A 20,776-nucleotide genomic window follows, 5' to 3' on the forward strand; every position below is an offset into this window, starting at 1 on the left:
AGCAATTAGTTTATCAGAATAAAAGGCCCTTAGCAGGGCCTTTTTTTGTTTCCGATTCATCAGAAATATGGACAAAATTCACTAATTTTGCCACCTTTAATTAGGTGAAAGAACAGTAGTTATGAAATTTCAGGAATACAAAGGTTTGGATTTATCCAGAATAGGCGAAGAGGTACTTCAGCGCTGGAAAAACGATCGTATTTTTGAAAAAAGTATTTCTACCAGAGAAGGGAAGCCCAGATATGTGTTTTATGAAGGTCCGCCTTCTGCAAATGGCCTGCCGGGAATCCACCATGTTATTTCACGTACCATCAAGGACATCTTTCCCAGGTATAAAACCATGAAGGGCTATCAGGTAAAACGTAAAGCCGGATGGGATACCCACGGACTGCCCATTGAACTGGGGGTTGAGAAGGAACTGGGAATTACCAAAGAAGATATTGGGGTAAAGATTAGTATAGAAGAATATAACGCCGCCTGTAAAAAGGCCGTGATGCGGTATACCGATGTGTGGAATAACATGACGGAAAAGATAGGATACTGGGTGGATATGCAGGACCCCTATATCACTTACAAGCCAAAGTACATGGAATCGGTATGGTGGCTGCTGAAAGAGATCTATGACAAAGGCCTCTTATACAAGGGATACACCATCCAGCCGTACTCGCCAAAGGCAGGGACCGGACTCAGTTCTCACGAGCTGAACCAGCCGGGGACATATCAGGATATTACGGATACTACCGTAACAGCTCAGTTTAAGGCTAAGGAAGAAAGTTTACCTTCCTTCCTGCAAGAGGTGAAAGGAGATATCTATTTCCTGGCCTGGACCACTACCCCTTGGACATTGCCATCAAATACTGCCCTCACAGTGGGTCAGAAGATTGAATATGTACTGGTCAAGACCTTTAACCAATACACCTTTGAGCCCATCAATGTTATCCTGGCTAAGGCCCTGATAGGCGAGCAATTTAAAGGCAAATTCACAGAAGTATCATCGGATGAAGAACTCAGTTTTTACAAAGCCGGGGACAAGAAAATTCCTTTTAAGGTAGCATTGAGCTGCCAGGGGAAGGACCTTTTGGGAATCAAATATGAACAGTTATTACCCTACGCCCTGCCCTATCAGCATTCGGAAAATGCCTTCAGGGTTATTTCCGGGGATTTCGTAACCACTGAGGATGGTACAGGGATTGTTCACACGGCACCAACCTTTGGAGCAGATGATGCCCTGGTAGCCAAACAGGCTTCTCCTGAAGTTCCGCCCTTGCTTGTCCTGGATGAAAATGAAAATCCCGTACCTCTTGTAGACCTTCAGGGGAAGTTTCGTACGGAGATGAAAGAACTGGCGGGGAAGTATGTAAAGAACGAATACTACGAAGAAGGAAAGGCACCTGAAAGGTCGGTCGATGTTGAACTGGCCATAAAACTAAAGGAAGAAAACAGGGCTTTTAAAGTGGAGAAATACCTCCACAGTTATCCTAATTGCTGGAGAACAGACAAGCCCATCTTATACTATCCGCTCGATTCCTGGTTTATCAAAGTGACTGATATCAAAGACAGGATGTTCGAGCTTAATCAGACGATTAACTGGAAACCAAAAGCCACAGGAGACGGTCGGTTTGGGAATTGGCTGGCCAATGCCAATGACTGGAATCTTTCCCGCTCTCGTTTCTGGGGTATACCTCTGCCTATCTGGAGAACAGAAGACGGGACAGAAGAAATTATCATCGGTTCAGTGGCACAACTGAAGGAAGAAATTTCAAAGTCGCTCAAAGCTGGTTTATTACAGGAGGATGTTTTTGCTTCCTTTGAGCCCGGAAATATGGATGAGGCGAATTATGATAAAATAGATCTGCATAAGAATGTAGTTGATGCTATCATCCTGGTTTCTCCTTCCGGCAAGCCGATGAAAAGGGAAACAGACCTGATCGATGTATGGTTTGATAGTGGCTCCATGCCTTATGCACAATGGCATTATCCTTTTGAGAACAAGGAGCTGATTGATGATGGGAAGACATTTCCTGCCGATTTTATCGCTGAAGGAGTAGATCAGACAAGAGGATGGTTTTATACCCTTCACGCAATAGCCACTATGGTTTTTGATTCGGTGGCATACAAGAACGTTGTCTCTAATGGCCTTGTATTAGACAAGGAGGGAAAGAAAATGTCGAAAAGGTTAGGAAACGGGGTCGACCCTTTTGAGACGATTGGTGAATTTGGTCCTGATGCCACCAGGTGGTATCTTATTGCCAATGCCAATCCATGGGATAACCTGAAATTCGACTCAAAGGGTATCCAGGAGGTCAAGCGGAAGTTTTTCGGCACCCTTTACAATACCTATTCCTTCTTTGCCCTCTATGCTAATATCGATGAGTTCAGTTATAGCGAAAAGGATATACCCTTAAATGAAAGGCCCGAAATCGATCAATGGATTTTATCTGAACTGCACTCCCTTATAAAAACCGTTGATGAGGCCTACGCAGACTATGAGCCCACTAAAGCGGCCAGGGCTATTTCGGATTACGTCCAGGAGAACCTAAGTAACTGGTATGTACGCCTTTGCAGAAGAAGGTTCTGGAAAGGGGATTACCAAAGGGATAAAATTTCAGCTTATCAAACTCTTTTTACCTGCCTTCGTACGGTTGCCCAACTCTCAGCCCCTATTGCCCCATTTTTTATGGAGCAATTATATTCAGACCTGTCTAAAGGAATAGGAGATACTTCTTTGGAAAGCGTCCATTTGTCAGACTTCCCGGTCTTTGATGAGACCATGGTAAATCGAACACTGGAAAGTAAAATGGAAAAGGCACAGACTATTTCGTCTCTGGTGCTATCAATCAGGCAAAAAGAGAAGATCAAAGTAAGACAGCCCTTGCAAAAAGTAATGATCCCGGTATTGGATGAAATGCAGCGCAAAGAGATTGAAGCGGTTGCAGACTTGATAAAATCGGAGGTCAATGTTAAAGAAATTGAACTTCTGGACGATGCCTCCGGAATTTTGGTTAAAAAGATCAAGCCCAACTTTAAGGTTTTAGGCCCCAGATTTGGCAAGGACATGAAAAAAATCGCTCAGGAAGTAGGGAAATTCGTACAGGAAGATATCCAGAAAATTGAGCGGGAAGGCGAAATTCCGCTTGAGATAGAAAATAAAAGTATTATCTTACAGTTAGAGGAAGTAGAAATAAGTTCCGAGGATATAGAAGGCTGGCTGGTTGCCAGTTCTGGAGGACTCACCGTAGCACTTGATGTGACTATAGATGATGATCTCAGGAAAGAAGGTATAGCCAGAGAGCTTGTAAACAGAATTCAGAATCTCAGAAAAGAGTCCGGATTTGAGGTTACTGATAAAATAGATATTAAAGTATTAAAGGACGGTTTTGTAGAAAAGGCGATTGAAAGCAACATGCAATACATCAAAACTGAAACTCTTACGGCCGACCTGGCCCTGGAGGAGCAACTGGATGCAGGAACAGAGATCGTGTTTGATGAAGTAAATACAAAATTGTTCATTCAAAAACATTAAGAAATTATGGGACAAGATTTAAAAGTTAGGTACTCAGATAAAGAACTGGAAGAATTCCGGGTTTTGATAGAGGAAAAAATTGAAAAAGCAAAAAGTCATCTCGATTTGCTGCGCAGTTCATATATGAATGATGGTAATAATGGTACGGATGATACGTCACCAACTTTCAAAGCTTTCGAAGAAGGCTCCGAGACCATGAGTAAAGAAGCGAATACCCAGTTGGCTATCAGGCAGGAAAAATTTATTCGCGACCTGAAGAATGCGCTTTTGCGGATTGAAAATAAAACTTACGGGATCTGCAGAGTTACAGGGAAGCTCATAAATAAGGAGCGATTGAAACTCGTGCCACATGCTACCTTAAGCATAGAGGCAAAAAATATGCAAAAATAAATGACACGCCCCGGGAAGGGGCGTTTTCATATCAGCTTAGTGAAGAACTTCGTCTTTTTGTTAATTCTCGTCCTGGGAATAAAGTCGGCCTCAGGCCAGAAAGTAGTAAGGAAAGTTCTGCTTCTTCCACATATTACACATATTCAGATCGATGCTAATAGCCTGGCCAAAGTAGATTTGGAAACGATCTCAGGGGCAGATTTAAGTTTACAGGCCATCATAGAAGGGGAATACCGGAAGGATCTGGCCATTGAGTTGGTAGAGGAAGGGAATACATTGAGGGTTTACGCAGCTTTACAACCTTATTTTAAGTTTCCAAATGATAAACTGAGTGCACATAAGGTGATCGCCATTTCCCTTCATATTGAGGTGCCGGAAGATAAATTTGTGAACCTATATGGAACCAGCGCACAGGTTACGGCTAGGGGAATATATAAAGAATTGGAAGTCGTATTAAGTGATGGGCAGTGTACCTTAAAAAATCTTAAGGATAATGTCCATGTTACCACCCAAAGCGGAAATATTGATCTGGAGACGGCGAGTGGAACAGTGAATGTGAACTCAAAATACGGTACCGTTAAACAGGACAACATCCCGGAAGGGCATACCAATTATCACCTTCAGTCGAACAGCGGAAACATAACAATTAAAGCGGTAGAGTGATGATATAATTTCTATCAGAAATACAACAACTACATTGTATTAATAATCCCTATTTTTGCCCCTGCAGAAGAAACCCTATGAATTTAAAGAAGTCCCTCATCCTCATATTCATCATTTTATTGGTAGACCAAATCAGTAAAATTTATATCAAAACCCATTTTATATTAGGGGAATCCATTGATGTAGTGAGTTGGTTTAAGATACTTTTTATAGAAAATGAAGGGGCAGCCTGGGGAACGAAACTGAGTGACATTCTACCCATTTCCGATAGTAGTGGAAAACTTGTACTTACCATCTTCAGGCTATTTGCCATCTCAGGAATAGGCTACTGGCTTTGGGATAGTATTCAGAAAGGAGCGTCAAAAACCTTAGTTATTGCGGTTTCATTGATTTTTGCCGGTGCCGTTGGAAATATCATCGATTCCCTTTTCTACGGGATGATTTTCGACGACAGCTACAATACTGTCGCAACTTTATTTTCTGATGAACCTTACGGAAGGCTTTTTTATGGTAAGGTGGTAGACATGCTCTATTTCCCTATGATCGATACCGTATGGCCCGATTGGGTTCCATTTTTTGGGGGGAATGATTTCCGCTTTTTTGAACCGGTCTTTAATATAGCAGATACCGCTATCAGCACAGGAGTTGGCATTCTGATTGTGTTCAATAAAAAGGCCTTTGGGAAAAAAGAAGATACTTCAGTAGAAACTGATCAGAACGAGTAGACTTTTTCGGGCGTGACACAGTAATCCAGTCTTATATCCTGTGCGTTCGTGTCCGTTATTTTATCAACGGCATCAAATAAGCTCAGACCAATTTTTCTGGTATTTTCTCCACATTCAGCCAAAAACTTGTCGTAATACCCGCCGCCGTAGCCTACTCTGTTCCCGGCTTGATCAAATGCGAGTAAAGGGACAAAAACTACCTCTATTTTTAAAGGGTTAACCTCAATTCCATTCTGAGGTTCCGGAATACCCCAGCTATTCGGTTTTAAGGAGGTGTTGTCTGTCAATAGAAAGTGTTCCAACTTATTTTTTGGCGCAATTTTAGGAACGATAACCTCTTTGTCTCTCCCCTGGAGAAGGGTAATAACAGGGCGGGTATCTACCTCTTTTTTAAGAGTACTGTGTAAGAAAATATGATAATAAGTAAAGTCCCATACATCCAGGGCCAGAAGGTTGTTGGCCACTTTCAGGCTGGCTTCATCGATGACGACATCGGATGTGTTCTTTCTCAATTCAAGAAAATGCGTCCGGAGATCTTTTTTAAGCATAAGGCCGAACAGTTCTTAGAAGTGGGGCTATGAAATGAACTTTAATCCTTAGCGGAAACAGTAAAATAAATCTTGAAGAAGAGCATCAAGATCAGGTACATTCCCAGGGTGATCAGGTAATTGTCCATTAAGTTATTGTTACGTTTGCGCTAAAAATAAGTAAAATATTTTCACTAATTCTACAAGAGGTATGATTTACTCGATGAAATACACATTTTTAGTAAATATTTAACAGGCCCATCAAAGTGTACAAAATAAATACATCTCTAAAACACAGATAAACAGCGACTTGAGTAGAATGTGAAAATTTAGCGCAAAGAAGGCTTTTTTGTTATTTTTTTAACGCACTTTTTCATCCTGATATCTGGTCCCTAGTGAGGATCGGCATTCTGTGGTTATTTTTAAAAATCTTTTCCCTAAATGCACGTCAGTATGAAGAGCAAAACCTACTCAATTTATAAAATAAAGGAATTTAGGGTTTAATAGAATTTGCTAAATTATCTTTGTTTATCGCGCTTCCAAATATTCCATATGCCTGAATTATCGGTAGAACTCCAGTTGAATACCCTCCCACAGTCGCCCGGGGTCTACCAGTTCTATGATAAGGACGGGAAGATTCTCTATGTTGGCAAAGCTAAAAACCTTAAAAAGAGGGTGACTTCATACTTTACCAAAACCCATGAAAATGGCAAGACCCGGGTTATGGTAAAAAAGATCCGCAACCTGAAGTACATTGTTGTCCCTACCGAATCGGATGCCTTGCTGCTCGAGAACAACCTTATAAAAAAATATCAGCCACGCTATAATGTGTTGCTGAAAGACGACAAGTCTTATCCCTGGATCTGTATAAAGAATGAGCGCTTTCCCAGAATATTTCCGACCCGAAAATTGATTAAAGATGGTTCGGAATACTACGGGCCCTACACCAGTATGAAGACGGTTAAAACTCTTCTTGATCTGATTAAAAGTGTTTATCCGCTGCGTACCTGCAACTACGATCTCTCTGAAGAGAAAATTGCTGCCGGAAAGTACAAGGTATGCCTTGAATACCACCTCGGTAATTGCAAGGGTCCCTGTGAAGGATTGCAAAAGGAACAGGAATACCATCAGCAGATCAGTGACATCAGAGATATCATAAAAGGAAACTTTAAATCATCTCTACACTATTTTAAAAAAGAAATGAAGTCTCTTGCAGCAGATATGCAGTTTGAGAAGGCGCAGCAGATTAAAAATAAGATTGAAGTACTGGAAAACTACCAGGCAAAATCTACCATCGTAAATCCTAAAATTAATAATGTGGATGTATTCTCCATTATTTCCGATGAAGCCTATGCCTATATTAATTTCTTGCAGCTTTCACACGGCTCTATAATCAGGTCTCATACCATGGAGATAAGGAAAAAACTGGAAGAATCTGATAAGGACCTACTGCAACTGGCAATTGTTGAAATCCGGCAGCGTTTTCAATCCCAATCCCGGGAACTTTACCTGCCTTTTACTGTGAGCCTGCCCGAAGATTTAAAAATTACACTGCCCAAACTGGGAGACAAAAAGAAGATCCTGGACCTCTCCAAAAGGAACGCCATGTTCTTCAGGCAGGAACGATTTAAACAAGTTAAGATTACGGACCCCGACCGGCATGTAAACCGGATTATGGCCCAGATGAAATCAGACCTGCGACTTTCCGAGGAACCAAGGCACATAGAGTGTTTTGACAACTCGAACATACAGGGGAGTAACCCGGTTGCAGCTTGCGTAGTCTTCAGAAATGGGAAGCCGGCTAAAAAGGAATACCGTCATTACAATATTAAGACCGTTGAAGGTCCTGACGATTTTGCTTCTATGGAAGAGGTGGTCTATCGCCGATATAAACGCCTGCTTGAAGAAGATGCCTCCTTGCCCCAACTGATCGTGATCGACGGGGGGAAAGGTCAACTTTCATCGGCCCTGAAGAGTCTCGATATTTTAGGGCTGAGGGGAAAAATAGCGATCATCGGGATCGCCAAAAGACTGGAGGAAATCTATTTTCCCGGGGATCCTGTTCCGCTCTATCTCGACAAGAAATCTGAATCCTTAAAGGTGATACAACAATTGAGAAATGAAGCGCACCGTTTTGGCATCACCTTTCACAGAAACAAACGCAGCAAAGAAGCAATCAATTCTGTCCTGGAAGAAATTTCAGGAATAGGCGAGAAAACCGTAGAACAGTTGCTGAAAAAATTTAAATCGGTCAAACGGATCAAAGAAGCTTCACTGGAAGACCTCAGCGAAGAGGTTGGCTGGGCAAAGGCAAAGAAAATATATGAAAACTTTCATTAAACTCCTATCTTCACTTTATGCGGAATAGTTATTTTTTCCTCTTGATGTTCATGGTGATCTGCCAGGTTAACGCACAGCAAATACCCATAGAGGACGCGCCTAAAGTGGGTCTGGTGCTCAGCGGAGGGGGGGCAAAAGGAATGGCACATATCGGCGCTCTTAAAGTCATAGAGGAGTCGGGAGTACACATCGATTACATCGGAGGGACAAGTATGGGGGCTATCATTGGGGCATTGTATGCTTCCGGCTACTCGGCCGATCAGCTCGATCAACTCTTTCGAAGTTCAGATCTCGCCAATCTGATCCAGGACAACCTGCCCAGAGATGCCAAAACTTTTTATGAAAAAGAGAACTCCGAACGTTACGCACTAACGTTGCCTTTTAACGATTTTAAATTATCATTTCCGCAAGGCCTATCCAGTGGTCAGAATATCTACAGTACCTTGGTAAGAATGCTTTACCATGTAAAGGATATTCGCGACTTTAATAAGCTTCAGATTCCGTTTTTCTGTATAGCAACCAATGTAGAAACCGGGAAAGAAGTTTTACTTAATAGCGGATTTCTCCCAGAAGCAATACTGGCAAGCGGGACGTTTCCCTCCTTGTTCCAGCCGGCGGAGGTCGATGGACAAATCCTTATCGACGGGGGTGTGCTTAATAACTATCCGGTTGATGAATTAAGGGCCATGGGTGCCGATATTGTCATCGGTGTGGATGTGCAACACGGCCTTAGAGACCGTTCATCTCTTTCATCTGCCACGGAGATCCTATTGCAGATCAATAATTTCAGGACTATCAAGGATATGCAACGAAAATCGGAGCTCACCGACATCTACATAAAACCCGACATGAATAATTTTTCCGTGATCGATTTTGAGCTAAAGGATACCATAATAAACACCGGGGAGCAAGTGGCTTTAGGGCACAAGGAAGCGCTGGAAGCCCTCGCCGCAAAACAAAACCGTGCTCCTGCACCAAGGCCTGAAATTCCGATTCAGGATTCTCTTATGGTAAACCGATTGGTCCTTGAGGGGAATACCAATTTTTCCAGAGGGTATATAAAGGGAAAATTACGTATTGACCTGAATGAAAAAATAAGTTTTGCAAAGCTGCAGCAGGGGATCAATAATTTAGCTGCTACCGGAAATTTTAAAACCATCAGATACGAACTTACATCCAATGGACTGGGTCAGGACCTTATAATGAACCTTACAGAAAGTACTGATAAGACCTTTCTGCGGATCGCGGCACATTACGACAATCTGTACAAGAGTGCGGCCCTCATCAACCTCACAAGAAAAAACTTGTTGCTGCAAGACGATGTGGCATCCATTGATCTAATTCTCGGGGACAACGTAAGATATAATTTCCAGTACTATCTGGATAAGGGATCCTACTGGAGTTTCGGAATCAATTCGAGGTTTTATGAATTTGAAAAAGAGATAGACTACCGTGTAATTGAATCTAACTATGATGTGCCTATAAATTTCAATGTCAACAATATTAACCTGAAGGTAACAGACCTGACCAATCAGATTTATCTTCAAACGGCCCTGAATGAAGAGTTTGCCTTTAAGATTGGAGCCGAACACAAGTTATTGACCTATAGCACAACCACCCTTGGGGAACAACAAAATGACAGTTTGCCACCTCCGCCAACCGGTTCAGGGAATACCACTTTTTTTGAGAAGAGCAATTACGTATCAGCATTCGGGCGTTTAACGCTCGATACCTACGACGACAAGTATTTTCCCTCAAGAGGGCTTTATTTTGACGGAGATTTTCACCTCTATCTCTGGTCATCTGATTTTAACGATAATTTTAAGGAATTTTCTATTGCAAAGGCTACCATGGGGGCCGCATTCCCTCTTTTTGATAAAATGAGTCTTAACCTGGAGACAGAAGGGGGATTTAAACTGGGAACATCGCGAGTTACTTCCTTCGATTTTGTTCTCGGGGGATTTGGTAATTACCCCCTGAATAACTTTCAATCCTTTTTGGGGTATGATTTTCTTAGCCTGCCGGGGAATAGCTATGTAAAAGCGTACGCTCGTTTCGATTTTGAATTCAGTCCGAAGAACCACCTCCTTTTTGCTGCCAATATGGCCAATGTTGAAGATGATATTTTCAGGACAGGAGAGTGGTTTACAGCACCGGATTATACAGGTTATGGTGTGGGATATGGCTGGGAATCCTTCTTTGGTCCGGTACAACTTATTTACTCCTGGTCCCCGGAAACGGAAGAAGGTAATTTTTTCTTCAGCCTTGGATATTGGTTCTAGTTCAATTCGTATGCTGAATTTCTCGGGCAGGGATACAGCCATACCGCATTTTCGCTCATTTTTTACGATCTTTGCAGGGATAATATAATTATGCTGATAAGGAGAATAGATATTACAGCCCATCTCCGGGCCATGTGGTAGTAACCCAATACTTTCAGGGGAATAACTCTACATAATTTTGTAAAATCATTTCAAATAAAATATCATGGCTACTTTAGATAACACATCATTACACTTGCCAAAGGAAAATCCTGAGGCAGAAGATTTCCTGCCCCTTTTAGGGACAGATCATGTTGAGCTCTACGTTGGGAATGCGAAACAGGCAGCGTATTATTACATGGCGGCATGGGGATTTCAACCTCTGGCATATGCCGGTCTGGAAACCGGACTAAAAGATCGGGTTTCTTATGTGTTGCAACAGGATAAGATAAGATTAGTTCTTACTTCTCCCTTGAAATCAGGGGGAGACATAAATCGGCACATAGACCTGCATGGAGATGGTGTTAAGGCTATTGCCCTGTGGGTAGATGACGCCACCAAGAGTTACGAGGAAACTGTAAAGCGCGGAGCGGAATCATATTTCGAACCAAAAACCATGAAGGACGATCAGGGAGAGGTGGTGCTTTCCGGGATACACACTTACGGTGAGACCGTACACGTGTTTGTGGAAAGAAGCAAGTACAATGGAGTTTTTATGCCCGGTTACAGGGCGTGGAATCCATTTTACCAGCCCGCTGATGTGGGACTGAAATACATCGACCATATGGTTGGGAACGTAGGGTGGAACGAAATGAACAAGTGGTGCCACTTTTACGCCCATGTAATGGGGTTTGCACAATTGGTTTCTTTTGATGACAAGGATATCTCAACAGAATACACCGCCCTGATGAGTAAGGTAATGAGTAATGGTAACGGACGAATAAAATTTCCAATTAACGAACCTGCCGAAGGACGTAAAAAATCTCAAATAGAAGAGTACATAGAATTCTACAATGGTGCCGGAGTACAGCATATGGCCCTTGCAACAGATAATATTATTGAAACAGTGAGTTCTTTAAGGGACCGGGGAGTAGAGTTTCTCACAGTTCCGGTAACCTACTATGAGGATGTACTTGATCGCGTTGGGGAAATTGACGAGGACTTAGCTCCCCTGAGAGAGCTCGGGATTCTTATCGATCGGGATGATGAAGGGTATTTATTACAAATCTTTACCAAACCTATACTGGACAGGCCTACCATGTTCATTGAGATCATACAGCGCAAAGGCGCTAAATCTTTCGGGAAAGGAAATTTCAAAGCGCTTTTTGAAGCTATTGAGAGGGAACAGGAATCGAGGGGAACCCTTTGATTTGGACTACCTTTTGTCTGTTTTAAATTGTGATTTAATAAACTATTGTTAACGATCTAGTTAAATTACGTTAAAACGAAATGCAGTTTCAGGAAGTTATATTAAATTTGTTGTCATAAGGGGTGGTTCCCTTATAACTTTAAGTATTGGTTTTTCATAATTTAAAGTTTGGTTGGTTATTTAGGAAAAAGCTCCGACTCTCGTCGGGGCTTTTTTTTGTTTTGAAGTTTGGAATAAATATTGTTTAAATAACGTTAATGAGATGGCTGTGATGCCCGATTTAGTAATTTTGAACAAAATCTAATATGAAAAAGAAGGTATTTCTTGTGTTTCTTTTTCTTCAGGGAATGATGTATGCCCAAAACATACATGAAGCCTTTAAGCCTGGGGAATGGCTAAAATTCAGGATTCATTACGGTTTTCTGAATGCTAGCTACGCCACTCTGCACGTCAAAACCGACAGTGTGGGGGAAACGCCTGTTTACCATGTGGTAGGGAGGGGAAAGACCACAGGGTTTGCCAGTATTTTTTTTAAGGTCGATGACACCTATGAAAGTTATTTTGATATGAATAACGGGAAACCGTATCGATTTATCAGAAAGGTTGACGAAGGAGGATATACCAAAGACATAGAAATCAACTTTGATTACGACCGGAAAGAAGCCCTGCTTGACGATAAGAAAAATGATAAAAAGTTTAATTTTGACCTGGGTGGGAATATCCAGGACCTGGTATCAGGCTTCTATTACCTAAGGAACAATTACGAAATAGGGGATCTGGAGATTGGCAAGTCGATTGAATTAAATATGCTCTATGATGATGATGGAGTGTTTAAGTTTAAACTAAAATATCTGGGGAAAGATATCCTAAGGACAAAATTCGGTAAAGTTGAATGTCTTAAATTCAGACCTTACGTACAGGCAGGGAGGGTATTTAAAGAACAGGAAAGTCTTACCTTATGGGTGTCAAATGATCTGAATAAGATCCCTATTCGTATTAAAGCTGATCTGGCCGTAGGATCACTAAAGGCCGACCTCGACGGCTATAATGGATTAAAACACCAGTTTAAGATCATAATGGATTAACGAAATCATGGAAAAAAAGGAGCAGATCGCATCCCAGATCGAAAAGCTGGCAGAGAAGTACAAGGATTCAGGACAGGACCTTAGTTCTTATCTGGACGGACTTCTTTACCAGCGATATCTTACCTATTGGGACTATATCCATCTCGATACCCTTTTGAGTCTGCAGGTACCCAGGACCTATTTTCCGGATGAGGAGATATTTATCATGTATCACCAGATCACAGAATTGTACTTCAAACTGATCATACACGAAGAAAAACAAATAGTGGATGACAGGTCGCAGGAAGTAGACCACTTCATTGAAAAACTAAATCGAATAAACAACTATTACAAAGCACTGATCTCTTCCTTCAGTATTATGATCACCGGGATGGAAAGAGAGCAATTTCTCCGCTACAGAATGGCCCTTTTGCCTTCAAGCGGATTTCAATCGGCTCAATATCGCATGATAGAAATTTATGCTACTCCCCTGGAAAACCTCTTACTTCAGTCAGATAGGTCGAATCTGTCAGAAGAAGACAGTATTGAAGACCTTTACGAGCATATATACTGGAAAAAAGGAGCAACAGATGTCAACACAGGCGAAAAAACATTAACCCTAAAGCAATTTGAATATCGCTACACGCCCAGATTTATAAGGATCGCAAAAGAAGTAAAAGGAAATACTATCTATCACAAGTACCTGAATTTACCGGAAAAGAGCCGCAATAATAAAGCTCTAAAAGACGCGTTAAGGAGGATGGATCTGAATGCGAACGTAAACTGGCCACTGATGCACATGGGGTCGGCCTACCGTTATCTAAGCAAAGGCGATAAGGCAATAGAAGCAACAGGTGGGACTAATTGGAAGGAATATTTGCCGCCAAGTTTTCAAAAGGTGGTGTTTTTTCCGAAATTGCATAGCGAAACGGAATTAGAAAATTGGGGGAAACAATGGGTAGACCACTTATTTAATCCCGAAAAAATAACTTAAAAATACGATGCGAAAATACTGGGGCCTCTTTTTAGCATGTATCCTCCTGTCCTCATGTGGAGAGGATAAATCAACATCTTCTATAGCTGATGAAGATGCAATTGCACAACCAATCATCCCTGAAAGAAATATTGAGAAATACGGCTTTAACCTCTCAGATTATATAGTAGTTGAAGACACTATTAAAAGGGGCGATATTTTCGGGGACCTGATGACGCGGAACAAAGTTGATTATCCTAAGATCTACGAGCTTACCCAAAGGTTTAAGGACACTTTCGATGTAAGGCGAATTCGGGTTGGAAATCCATACACCATTCTTAAATCCAAAGATACCTCGCAGGTTGCCAGAATATTCGTCTATGAGAATGATCCCATTAATTATACGGTGGTCGACTTCAGGGATACTGTACTTGCCTACAAAGGAAGAAAGGAAGTTAAAATTGTACAACGCGAGGCATCGGGAGTCATTCCCCAGGGTGGGTCTCTATCCGATGTCATTGTAAAACAGAATATTGATTACCTCATGGTTAATGAATTATCGGGGATTTATGCCTGGACGATCGACTTCTTTAAGCTTGACGCCGGGGATAAATTCAGGATTATCTATGAGGAAAAATATATCAATGACAGCATTTATGCCGGGGCAGGTTCAATAAAAGCTGCCTATTTTGAGCACAGAGGGGAACCTTTCTACGCCTTCGCCTACCATAATGATTCGCTCGACATAAAAGAATATTACGATCAGGAGGCCAATAACCTCCGTCGTACTTTTTTAAGAGCCCCTTTAAAATTTGGCCGACTCTCTTCCCGCTATAATCTCAAGCGAAAGATTCGCTATTACGGATACAAGGTAAGGCCTCATAAGGGTACGGATTACGCCGCACCGATTGGCACGCCCATCCTGGCCACGGCAGATGGGGTAGTGACCGAATCTACACGAAGGGGAGGAAACGGCAAATACGTCAAGATAAGACACAATGGTACATACAGTACTCAGTACCTGCATATGAAAGCACAAAATGTTCGAAGGGGGGAGTATGTAAAACAGGGTGATGTCATCGGCTGGATTGGGATGACAGGTAATACCGGAGGACCACATGTCTGCTACCGCTTCTGGAAGAACGGCAGACAGGTAGATCCACTCCGCGAAAAACTCCCGGCTGCAGAACCGCTGGCTGAGGTACTTAGACCGGCCTATTTTGAGTTTATGGATCCTGTGAAAACGCAACTCGATTGTATCGAATTTCCGGAGGAGCAGGCAGAAGAACTCTTAACCCTTAACCAGTAAAATGCCATTAGCCAACATCAATCCAACCACTACCGACGCCTGGAAAAAGCTTGAAAAACACTACAGGGAAAATAAAGGACAACACCTCAGGGAATTATTTGAAAGCGACCCGGGAAGGGCTGAACGATTTTCAAGGCAATGGCAGGATTTTTTTGTTGATTTTTCAAAGAACAGAATTACAGATACCACCCTGGAATACCTGCTCCAATTAGCAGAAGAAGTAAAGCTCAAGGATTCAATTGGTAAATATTTCGAAGGAGATATTATCAACGAAACCGAAGGCCGTGCCGTTCTGCACACAGCCCTGAGAGCAAGGAAATCAGATAAAGTTCTGGTAGACGGGGAAAATGTAATTCCGGAAGTATATCAGGTAAGAGATCATATCAGGAAGTTTTCAGAGGCGGTCATTTCAGGTGAGAAAAAAGGCTATACAGGCAAAGCTATTACCGATGTGGTCAATATAGGAATCGGGGGATCTGATCTGGGCCCGGTGATGGTCACAGAGGCTCTTAAATACTATAAAAACCACCTTAAGACACACTTTGTCAGCAATATTGACGGGGATCATGTACAGGAGATCCTGAAAGAAATCAATCCGGAGACTACCCTGTTTGTGATCGTCTCCAAAACCTTTACTACCCAGGAAACACTCACCAATGCATTAACCATCAAAGATTGGTTCCTGAAAAGCGCATCCTCCAAAGATATAGCCCTGCATTTTGCAGCTGTATCTACCAATACCGATAAAATAAACGAATTTGGAATCGCACAGGAAAACGTTTTTCCGATGTGGGACTGGGTTGGAGGCCGATTTTCCCTTTGGAGCGCTGTAGGACTATCTATAGCCCTGGCCCTGGGGCCAGACCATTTTGAGGAATTACTTGAGGGCGCAAGGGAAATGGATGAGCATTTCCGAACAACCGATTTTAAACAAAATATTCCTGTATTGCTCGGCCTGCTTAGTATCTGGTATAACAATTTTTACGGGGCAGAAACCGAGGCTATTATTCCCTACACCCAGTATTTGAGCAGATTCTCCGCCTATTTTCAGCAGGGCATCATGGAAAGCAACGGGAAAACTACCGCAAGGGACGGATCAGCAGTTTCATATCAAACCGGGACCATCATCTGGGGGGAACCGGGGACCAATGCGCAACACGCGTTCTTTCAATTGATCCACCAGGGGACAAAACTAATTCCGGCCGACTTTATCGGTTACAAAAACTCCCTTTACGGCAATACCGATCACCACCAGAAACTCATGGCAAACTTTTTTGCCCAGACCGAAGCCCTGATGAATGGAAAAAAAGCCAGTGAAGTAAAGGAGGAATTGGTAAACAAAGGGTTGAATGAAAAGGAGATTGAAAAACTCCTGCCCTTTAAATTATTTGAAGGAAATAAGCCCACCAATACCCTGTTGATAGACAAGTTAACCCCTAAGAGCCTTGGGTCCCTGATAGCCCTGTACGAGCACAAGATATTTGTTCAGGGAGTGATCTGGAATATATTCAGCTATGACCAGTGGGGGGTGGAATTAGGGAAGCAACTGGCCAATACAACCCTCAAGGATATCACATCTTCCGAAATTTCTAATCACGACACTTCTACCTTGCGATTATTGCAAAAATTTAAGACTTAGAAACTCAATTTCATATTTTAAAATTACCCCAAAATATCCCTATCCATTATGGGATGTTTTAGATAATTTTATGTTAAATTTGTTCTCCTTAATTTAACACTGTCTTAATGTATTTGTCTCTGAAATAGGGCATTTTTGCGGACGGTTTATAACTAAATAACACGAGAACTATGAAGAAAATTTACTTTGTCCTTGCTGCATTTTTGATGACAGCGATGGCTTTTTCACAAGGGGTTACTACTTCTGCAATCAGTGGTAAAGTAACCGATGACGCTGGTGAACCACTTGGTGGTGCCAGTATCGTGGCAGTACACCTTCCAACAGGAAGTACCTATGGGGCTGCTGCCGATTTCGATGGCTTTTATCGAATCTCCAACATGCGATCTGGAGGCCCATACCAGATTACCTTTTCCTATATTGGGTTTACAGATAATGTAAAAAACGAAATATATCTAACTCTGGGTAGAGCTTCTCAGTATAATGTGCAATTGTCAGAATCGGCTACTGCACTTGAGGAGGTTGTGATTTCAGCATCAGCTTCCGGAGTTTTCGGAGCAAATAAAACAGGAACAGAGACTACAGTTTCCAGAAGAGATGTTGCTACGTTACCTGCTGCTTCCAGATCTATTGCTGATTTTGTTCGGATTACTCCACAGGCACAGATTACTGAAGGCAATGACGGATTCTCCGTATCACTTGCAGGACAAAACAATCGCTACAATGCCATTTATATTGATGGAGCAGTAAATAATGATGTTTTTGGTTTGGCAGGTTCAGGTACCAATGGAGGACAGACAGGGGTGAATCCTTTCTCTGTTGATGCGATCGAAACTTTTCAGATCAACATCGCTCCTTTCGATGTACGTCAATCAGGTTTCTCAGGAGGATCAATCAACGCCATTACGCGTTCGGGATCAAATACCTGGGAAGGATCGGCTTACGCCTTTGTTCGAAATGAAAGCCTGGCTGGTAAAACACCAACCTCGCTTACTAATGACGGAGACACCCGTGAGAAATTAGCTGATTTCAGCGCACTTACATACGGTGTTCGAGTAGGTGGTCCGATAGTAAAAGACAAAGTGTTTTTCTTTTTAAACTATGAAAGACAGGACGACGAAACTCCACAGCCTTTTAATATCAGTAACTATACAGGGCGCTCATCTGCAGCCGACCTGAATAACCTCAGTAGCTTTTTGGTAAGCAACTACGGCTATGATCCGGGAATATTTGACAACAATACCCGTACTTTGGCTGGGGATAAGCTCACCGCAAAAATCGACTGGAATATTAATCAGGATCACAAGCTTTCCTTCCGTTATGGATATGTGGGAGCTGATAACCTGGAAGCTCGTAATTCCGGAAACTTTGGAATAGGATTTATCAACGGTTCTGAGTCCTTCGAAACTCAGACACATTCTATTGCCTTAGAACTAAGCTCGCGTTTTGGCAATAAGTTTTCAAACAACTTCATTCTTGGATATACTCAGGTAAGGGACGACAGAGATCCACTAGGAGATCCATTCCCAACCGTTGATATCCAGGACGGTTCAGGAACAATTTCCTTCGGAGCAGAGCCTTTTTCAACGGCTAACCTGCTCGACCAGGATGTCTTGACCCTTACTAACAACTTCGAAATTTACTCAGGAGCCCATACCGTGACCTTGGGAACTAACCTGGAATTTGCAAAAGTTAAAAACCTCTTTTTTGCCTTCAATTACGGGGATTATACCTTTGAAGATCAATTTGACGGAGCAGGAACTTTAACCTCTTCAGGTCTCAATCAATTCCTTACCGGGCAGGATGCAGATGTGTATCAGCACGGTTATTCTCTTGTAGGAACAGGAGTTGTTGGCGATGAGTCTGCAGGGGCATCAGAATTTGATACCTTCCAGGCCGGATTCTATATCCAGGATGACTGGCAGATGACCGATGACTTCAAATTGTCATTCGGAGCAAGAATAGACATCCCTTACTGGAGTGATGGAGTAGTAAATGACGATTTTAATGATAGAACAGTCCCATTACTGGAAGCTGCCGGTAAGGATTTACAAGGCGCCAGAGTAGGACAGGGAATCGATCCGACCCCTATGTTTGCGCCTCGTCTTGGCTTTAACTGGGATCTTAACGGTAAAGGAACCACGCAGATACGTGGAGGTGTTGGAGTTTTTACCTCCAGACTTCCTTTGGTATGGCCAGGTGGAACGTATAATAATAACGGTATCACTGGAGGATTTATGTTCGAATTCGGACAGCCTTTTGAACCCAATGTAAACAATCAGTTTGAAGATCCGGCTCCGGGATCCGGAGGATCAGGAGGTAATGTAGACCTTATCGCTAAGGACTTTAAATTGCCACAGGTAGCCAAGTTTAACATTGCGGTAGATCAGAAATTGCCAATTTGGAATCTAATCCTAAGTGGTGACTTCCTCTATACAAATGTGATTACAGATGTATACTATCAGAATCTGAACTTAAAAGGTCCAACCGGAACCTATGCAGGAGCAGATAACAGACCTTTCTACGATAGGAGAGATGAGATTGATCCTACCTACCAGGGAGTTTACCTGGCATCTAATACAGGTGGTGGTTACGCTCATAATACAACTTTCTCTCTACGTAAGCCATTTGAAAATGGATTTTCAGGACAGGTTTCCTATACTTTCGGAGATTCATTTAAAATCTTTGATGGCACTTCTTCACAAAACAGTTCACAGTGGAGAAATATCCAGAGCGTAAACGGTAAGAATTCAAACCTTCCCGTTACCCGATCAGATTTTGCCCTCGGTAACAGAATCACAGCTAATGCTTCTTATGAAGTTAACTGGAGTGATAATGTAAAAACGACCTTCGGTGTTTTCTACGAAGGATACCAGAGTCAGCCTTATAGTTTTATCTATAGAGAAGGACGTGATTTACTGAACGATGATTCCAGGGATAATGCCCTGATTTACATCCCTGCTTCTCAGGATGAAATTGTTCTGGCAGATATCACTGATAGTAGTGGTAATGTTGAAGTCTCAGCTGCTGAACAATGGAATGATCTTGATACCTTTATCAATAGCGTTGAATATCTTAGTGAGAACCGAGGAAAATACGCAGAGAGAAATGCTTCAAGAGGAATCTGGAATCATATCATCGATTTAAAAATCCTTCAGGATTTTAGCCTTGAATTTAGCGGGAAGACACATACTTTCCAGATCTCGGCAGACATCTTCAACTTTACTAATCTTATCAACAAGGATTGGGGACAAAGAAGGTTTATCAGTTCTGAAGTGAGTCCGTTGACAACAGTTTCAACAGGGGCAACTCCGGAATTCCAGGTGAATTACGGAACTGTCAACGATGATGGTACGCCTAATATCACTCAGATTGATGATTTTGGATTAGCATCGTCAAGATGGCAAGCTCAATTAGGGATCAGATATATCTTTAATTAAAAGATATCCTCAACTAAATAATAAGAACCCCGCTTTATGCGGGGTTTTTTAATACCTAAAAATTAGTACTTTTAAGACTTAAACTAAACAAAATGCAAGAAAGCAGTCTACTTTTAGAATGGATACAGGTATTACATTCTTATCTGGCCTATATCGTCCTGATCCTCTTATTTCTGGCTGTAGCTAACGCGATTACAGGCCTCGTAAGCAACAGAATGTTTACTATGGGCAAAGATCTTCGTCTCAGCCTGTTTACGCTAATCCTCTGCCATATCCAACTTCTGGTCGGGCTTATCCTCTGGTTTATTTCTGCCAGTGGTTTTTCGGCTATTAAAACCCTTGGGATGGGCGGGCTGAACTCTGCCGCCAGATTACTGGCCGTAGAACACCCCTTTGTCAATATCCTGGCCCTGGCCCTGATAACAATCGGCTGGTCCCGGCACAAACGATTTTTGGAAGGGAAGAAGAAGTTTAAAAGTATTGCTCTTTTCTACGGGCTCGGCCTTGTGCTGATTCTTAGCAGAATTCCATGGACACAATGGTTCAATTAAATACC

14 protein-coding genes are annotated in these 20,776 nt (G+C 42.2%); 13 read left to right on the top strand and 1 reads right to left on the bottom strand.

Translation table 11 applies throughout. The features are described from left to right. Nucleotides 1-121: 121 nt before the first annotated feature. The 4 genes from ileS (at nucleotide 122) to AB8P51_RS07185 (ending at nucleotide 5,301) form a co-directional block, all read left to right on the top strand. Nucleotides 122-3,523 (top strand): isoleucine--tRNA ligase, encoded by a 3,402-nt coding sequence (ileS, locus tag AB8P51_RS07170; RefSeq protein WP_369748109.1) that lies wholly within the window; start codon nucleotides 122-124, stop codon nucleotides 3,521-3,523. 6 nt (nucleotides 3,524-3,529) lie between these two features. After that, complete coding sequence (locus AB8P51_RS07175) at nucleotides 3,530-3,913, top strand: TraR/DksA family transcriptional regulator (protein WP_369748110.1); 384 nt, start codon at nucleotides 3,530-3,532, stop codon at nucleotides 3,911-3,913. Continuing rightward, nucleotides 3,914-4,576 (top strand): DUF4097 family beta strand repeat-containing protein, encoded by a 663-nt coding sequence (locus AB8P51_RS07180; protein WP_369748111.1) that lies wholly within the window; start codon nucleotides 3,914-3,916, stop codon nucleotides 4,574-4,576. 77 nt (nucleotides 4,577-4,653) lie between these two features. Then, nucleotides 4,654-5,301 (top strand): lipoprotein signal peptidase, encoded by a 648-nt coding sequence (locus AB8P51_RS07185; RefSeq protein WP_369748112.1) that lies wholly within the window; start codon nucleotides 4,654-4,656, stop codon nucleotides 5,299-5,301. Here AB8P51_RS07185 and AB8P51_RS07190 read toward each other — a convergent pair. Beyond that, nucleotides 5,289-5,849 (bottom strand): 5-formyltetrahydrofolate cyclo-ligase, encoded by a 561-nt coding sequence (locus AB8P51_RS07190; RefSeq protein WP_369748113.1) that lies wholly within the window; start codon nucleotides 5,847-5,849, stop codon nucleotides 5,289-5,291. The genes AB8P51_RS07185 and AB8P51_RS07190 overlap by 13 nt on opposite strands. A gap of 531 nt (nucleotides 5,850-6,380) precedes the next feature. On the opposite strand from AB8P51_RS07190, the gene uvrC reads away from it, so the two are divergent. From uvrC to AB8P51_RS07235, 9 genes are all read left to right on the top strand, one after another. Next, nucleotides 6,381-8,168 (top strand): excinuclease ABC subunit UvrC, encoded by a 1,788-nt coding sequence (uvrC, locus tag AB8P51_RS07195; protein WP_369748114.1) that lies wholly within the window; start codon nucleotides 6,381-6,383, stop codon nucleotides 8,166-8,168. Nucleotides 8,169-8,185: 17 nt separating this feature from the next. Next, nucleotides 8,186-10,450, top strand: coding sequence for a patatin-like phospholipase family protein (locus AB8P51_RS07200; RefSeq protein WP_369748115.1), 2,265 nt, complete (start codon nucleotides 8,186-8,188; stop codon nucleotides 10,448-10,450). A gap of 205 nt (nucleotides 10,451-10,655) precedes the next feature. Beyond that, a complete protein-coding gene (gene hppD, locus AB8P51_RS07205) occupies nucleotides 10,656-11,798 on the top strand; it encodes a 4-hydroxyphenylpyruvate dioxygenase (protein ID WP_369748116.1) in 1,143 nt (380 codons plus the stop codon). Between the two features lie 305 nt (nucleotides 11,799-12,103). Further along, nucleotides 12,104-12,883 carry a DUF3108 domain-containing protein gene (locus tag AB8P51_RS07210; protein WP_369748117.1) on the top strand — a complete coding sequence of 260 codons (780 nt, stop codon included), beginning with the start codon at nucleotides 12,104-12,106 and terminating at the stop codon, nucleotides 12,881-12,883. 7 nt (nucleotides 12,884-12,890) lie between these two features. After that, the gene (locus AB8P51_RS07215; protein WP_369748118.1) at nucleotides 12,891-13,856 is read left to right on the top strand and encodes a tryptophan 2,3-dioxygenase family protein; all 966 of its coding nucleotides are present in this window, start codon (nucleotides 12,891-12,893) and stop codon (nucleotides 13,854-13,856) included. Nucleotides 13,857-13,863: 7 nt separating this feature from the next. Next, the gene (locus AB8P51_RS07220; protein WP_369748119.1) at nucleotides 13,864-15,144 is read left to right on the top strand and encodes a peptidoglycan DD-metalloendopeptidase family protein; all 1,281 of its coding nucleotides are present in this window, start codon (nucleotides 13,864-13,866) and stop codon (nucleotides 15,142-15,144) included. A 1-nt stretch (nucleotide 15,145) separates the two neighbouring features. Continuing rightward, nucleotides 15,146-16,783: a glucose-6-phosphate isomerase gene (gene pgi / locus AB8P51_RS07225; protein ID WP_369748120.1), complete on the top strand. Its 1,638-nt coding sequence runs from the start codon at nucleotides 15,146-15,148 to the stop codon at nucleotides 16,781-16,783. A 170-nt stretch (nucleotides 16,784-16,953) separates the two neighbouring features. Continuing rightward, nucleotides 16,954-20,220: a carboxypeptidase regulatory-like domain-containing protein gene (locus AB8P51_RS07230; RefSeq protein WP_369748121.1), complete on the top strand. Its 3,267-nt coding sequence runs from the start codon at nucleotides 16,954-16,956 to the stop codon at nucleotides 20,218-20,220. Between the two features lie 92 nt (nucleotides 20,221-20,312). Beyond that, the gene (locus AB8P51_RS07235; protein WP_369748123.1) at nucleotides 20,313-20,771 is read left to right on the top strand and encodes a hypothetical protein; all 459 of its coding nucleotides are present in this window, start codon (nucleotides 20,313-20,315) and stop codon (nucleotides 20,769-20,771) included. The last annotated feature ends 5 nt before the right edge of the window (nucleotides 20,772-20,776 follow it).

This window comes from Muriicola sp. SD30 (genome assembly GCF_041205185.1).
GTDB lineage: Bacteria > Bacteroidota > Bacteroidia > Flavobacteriales > Flavobacteriaceae > Muriicola.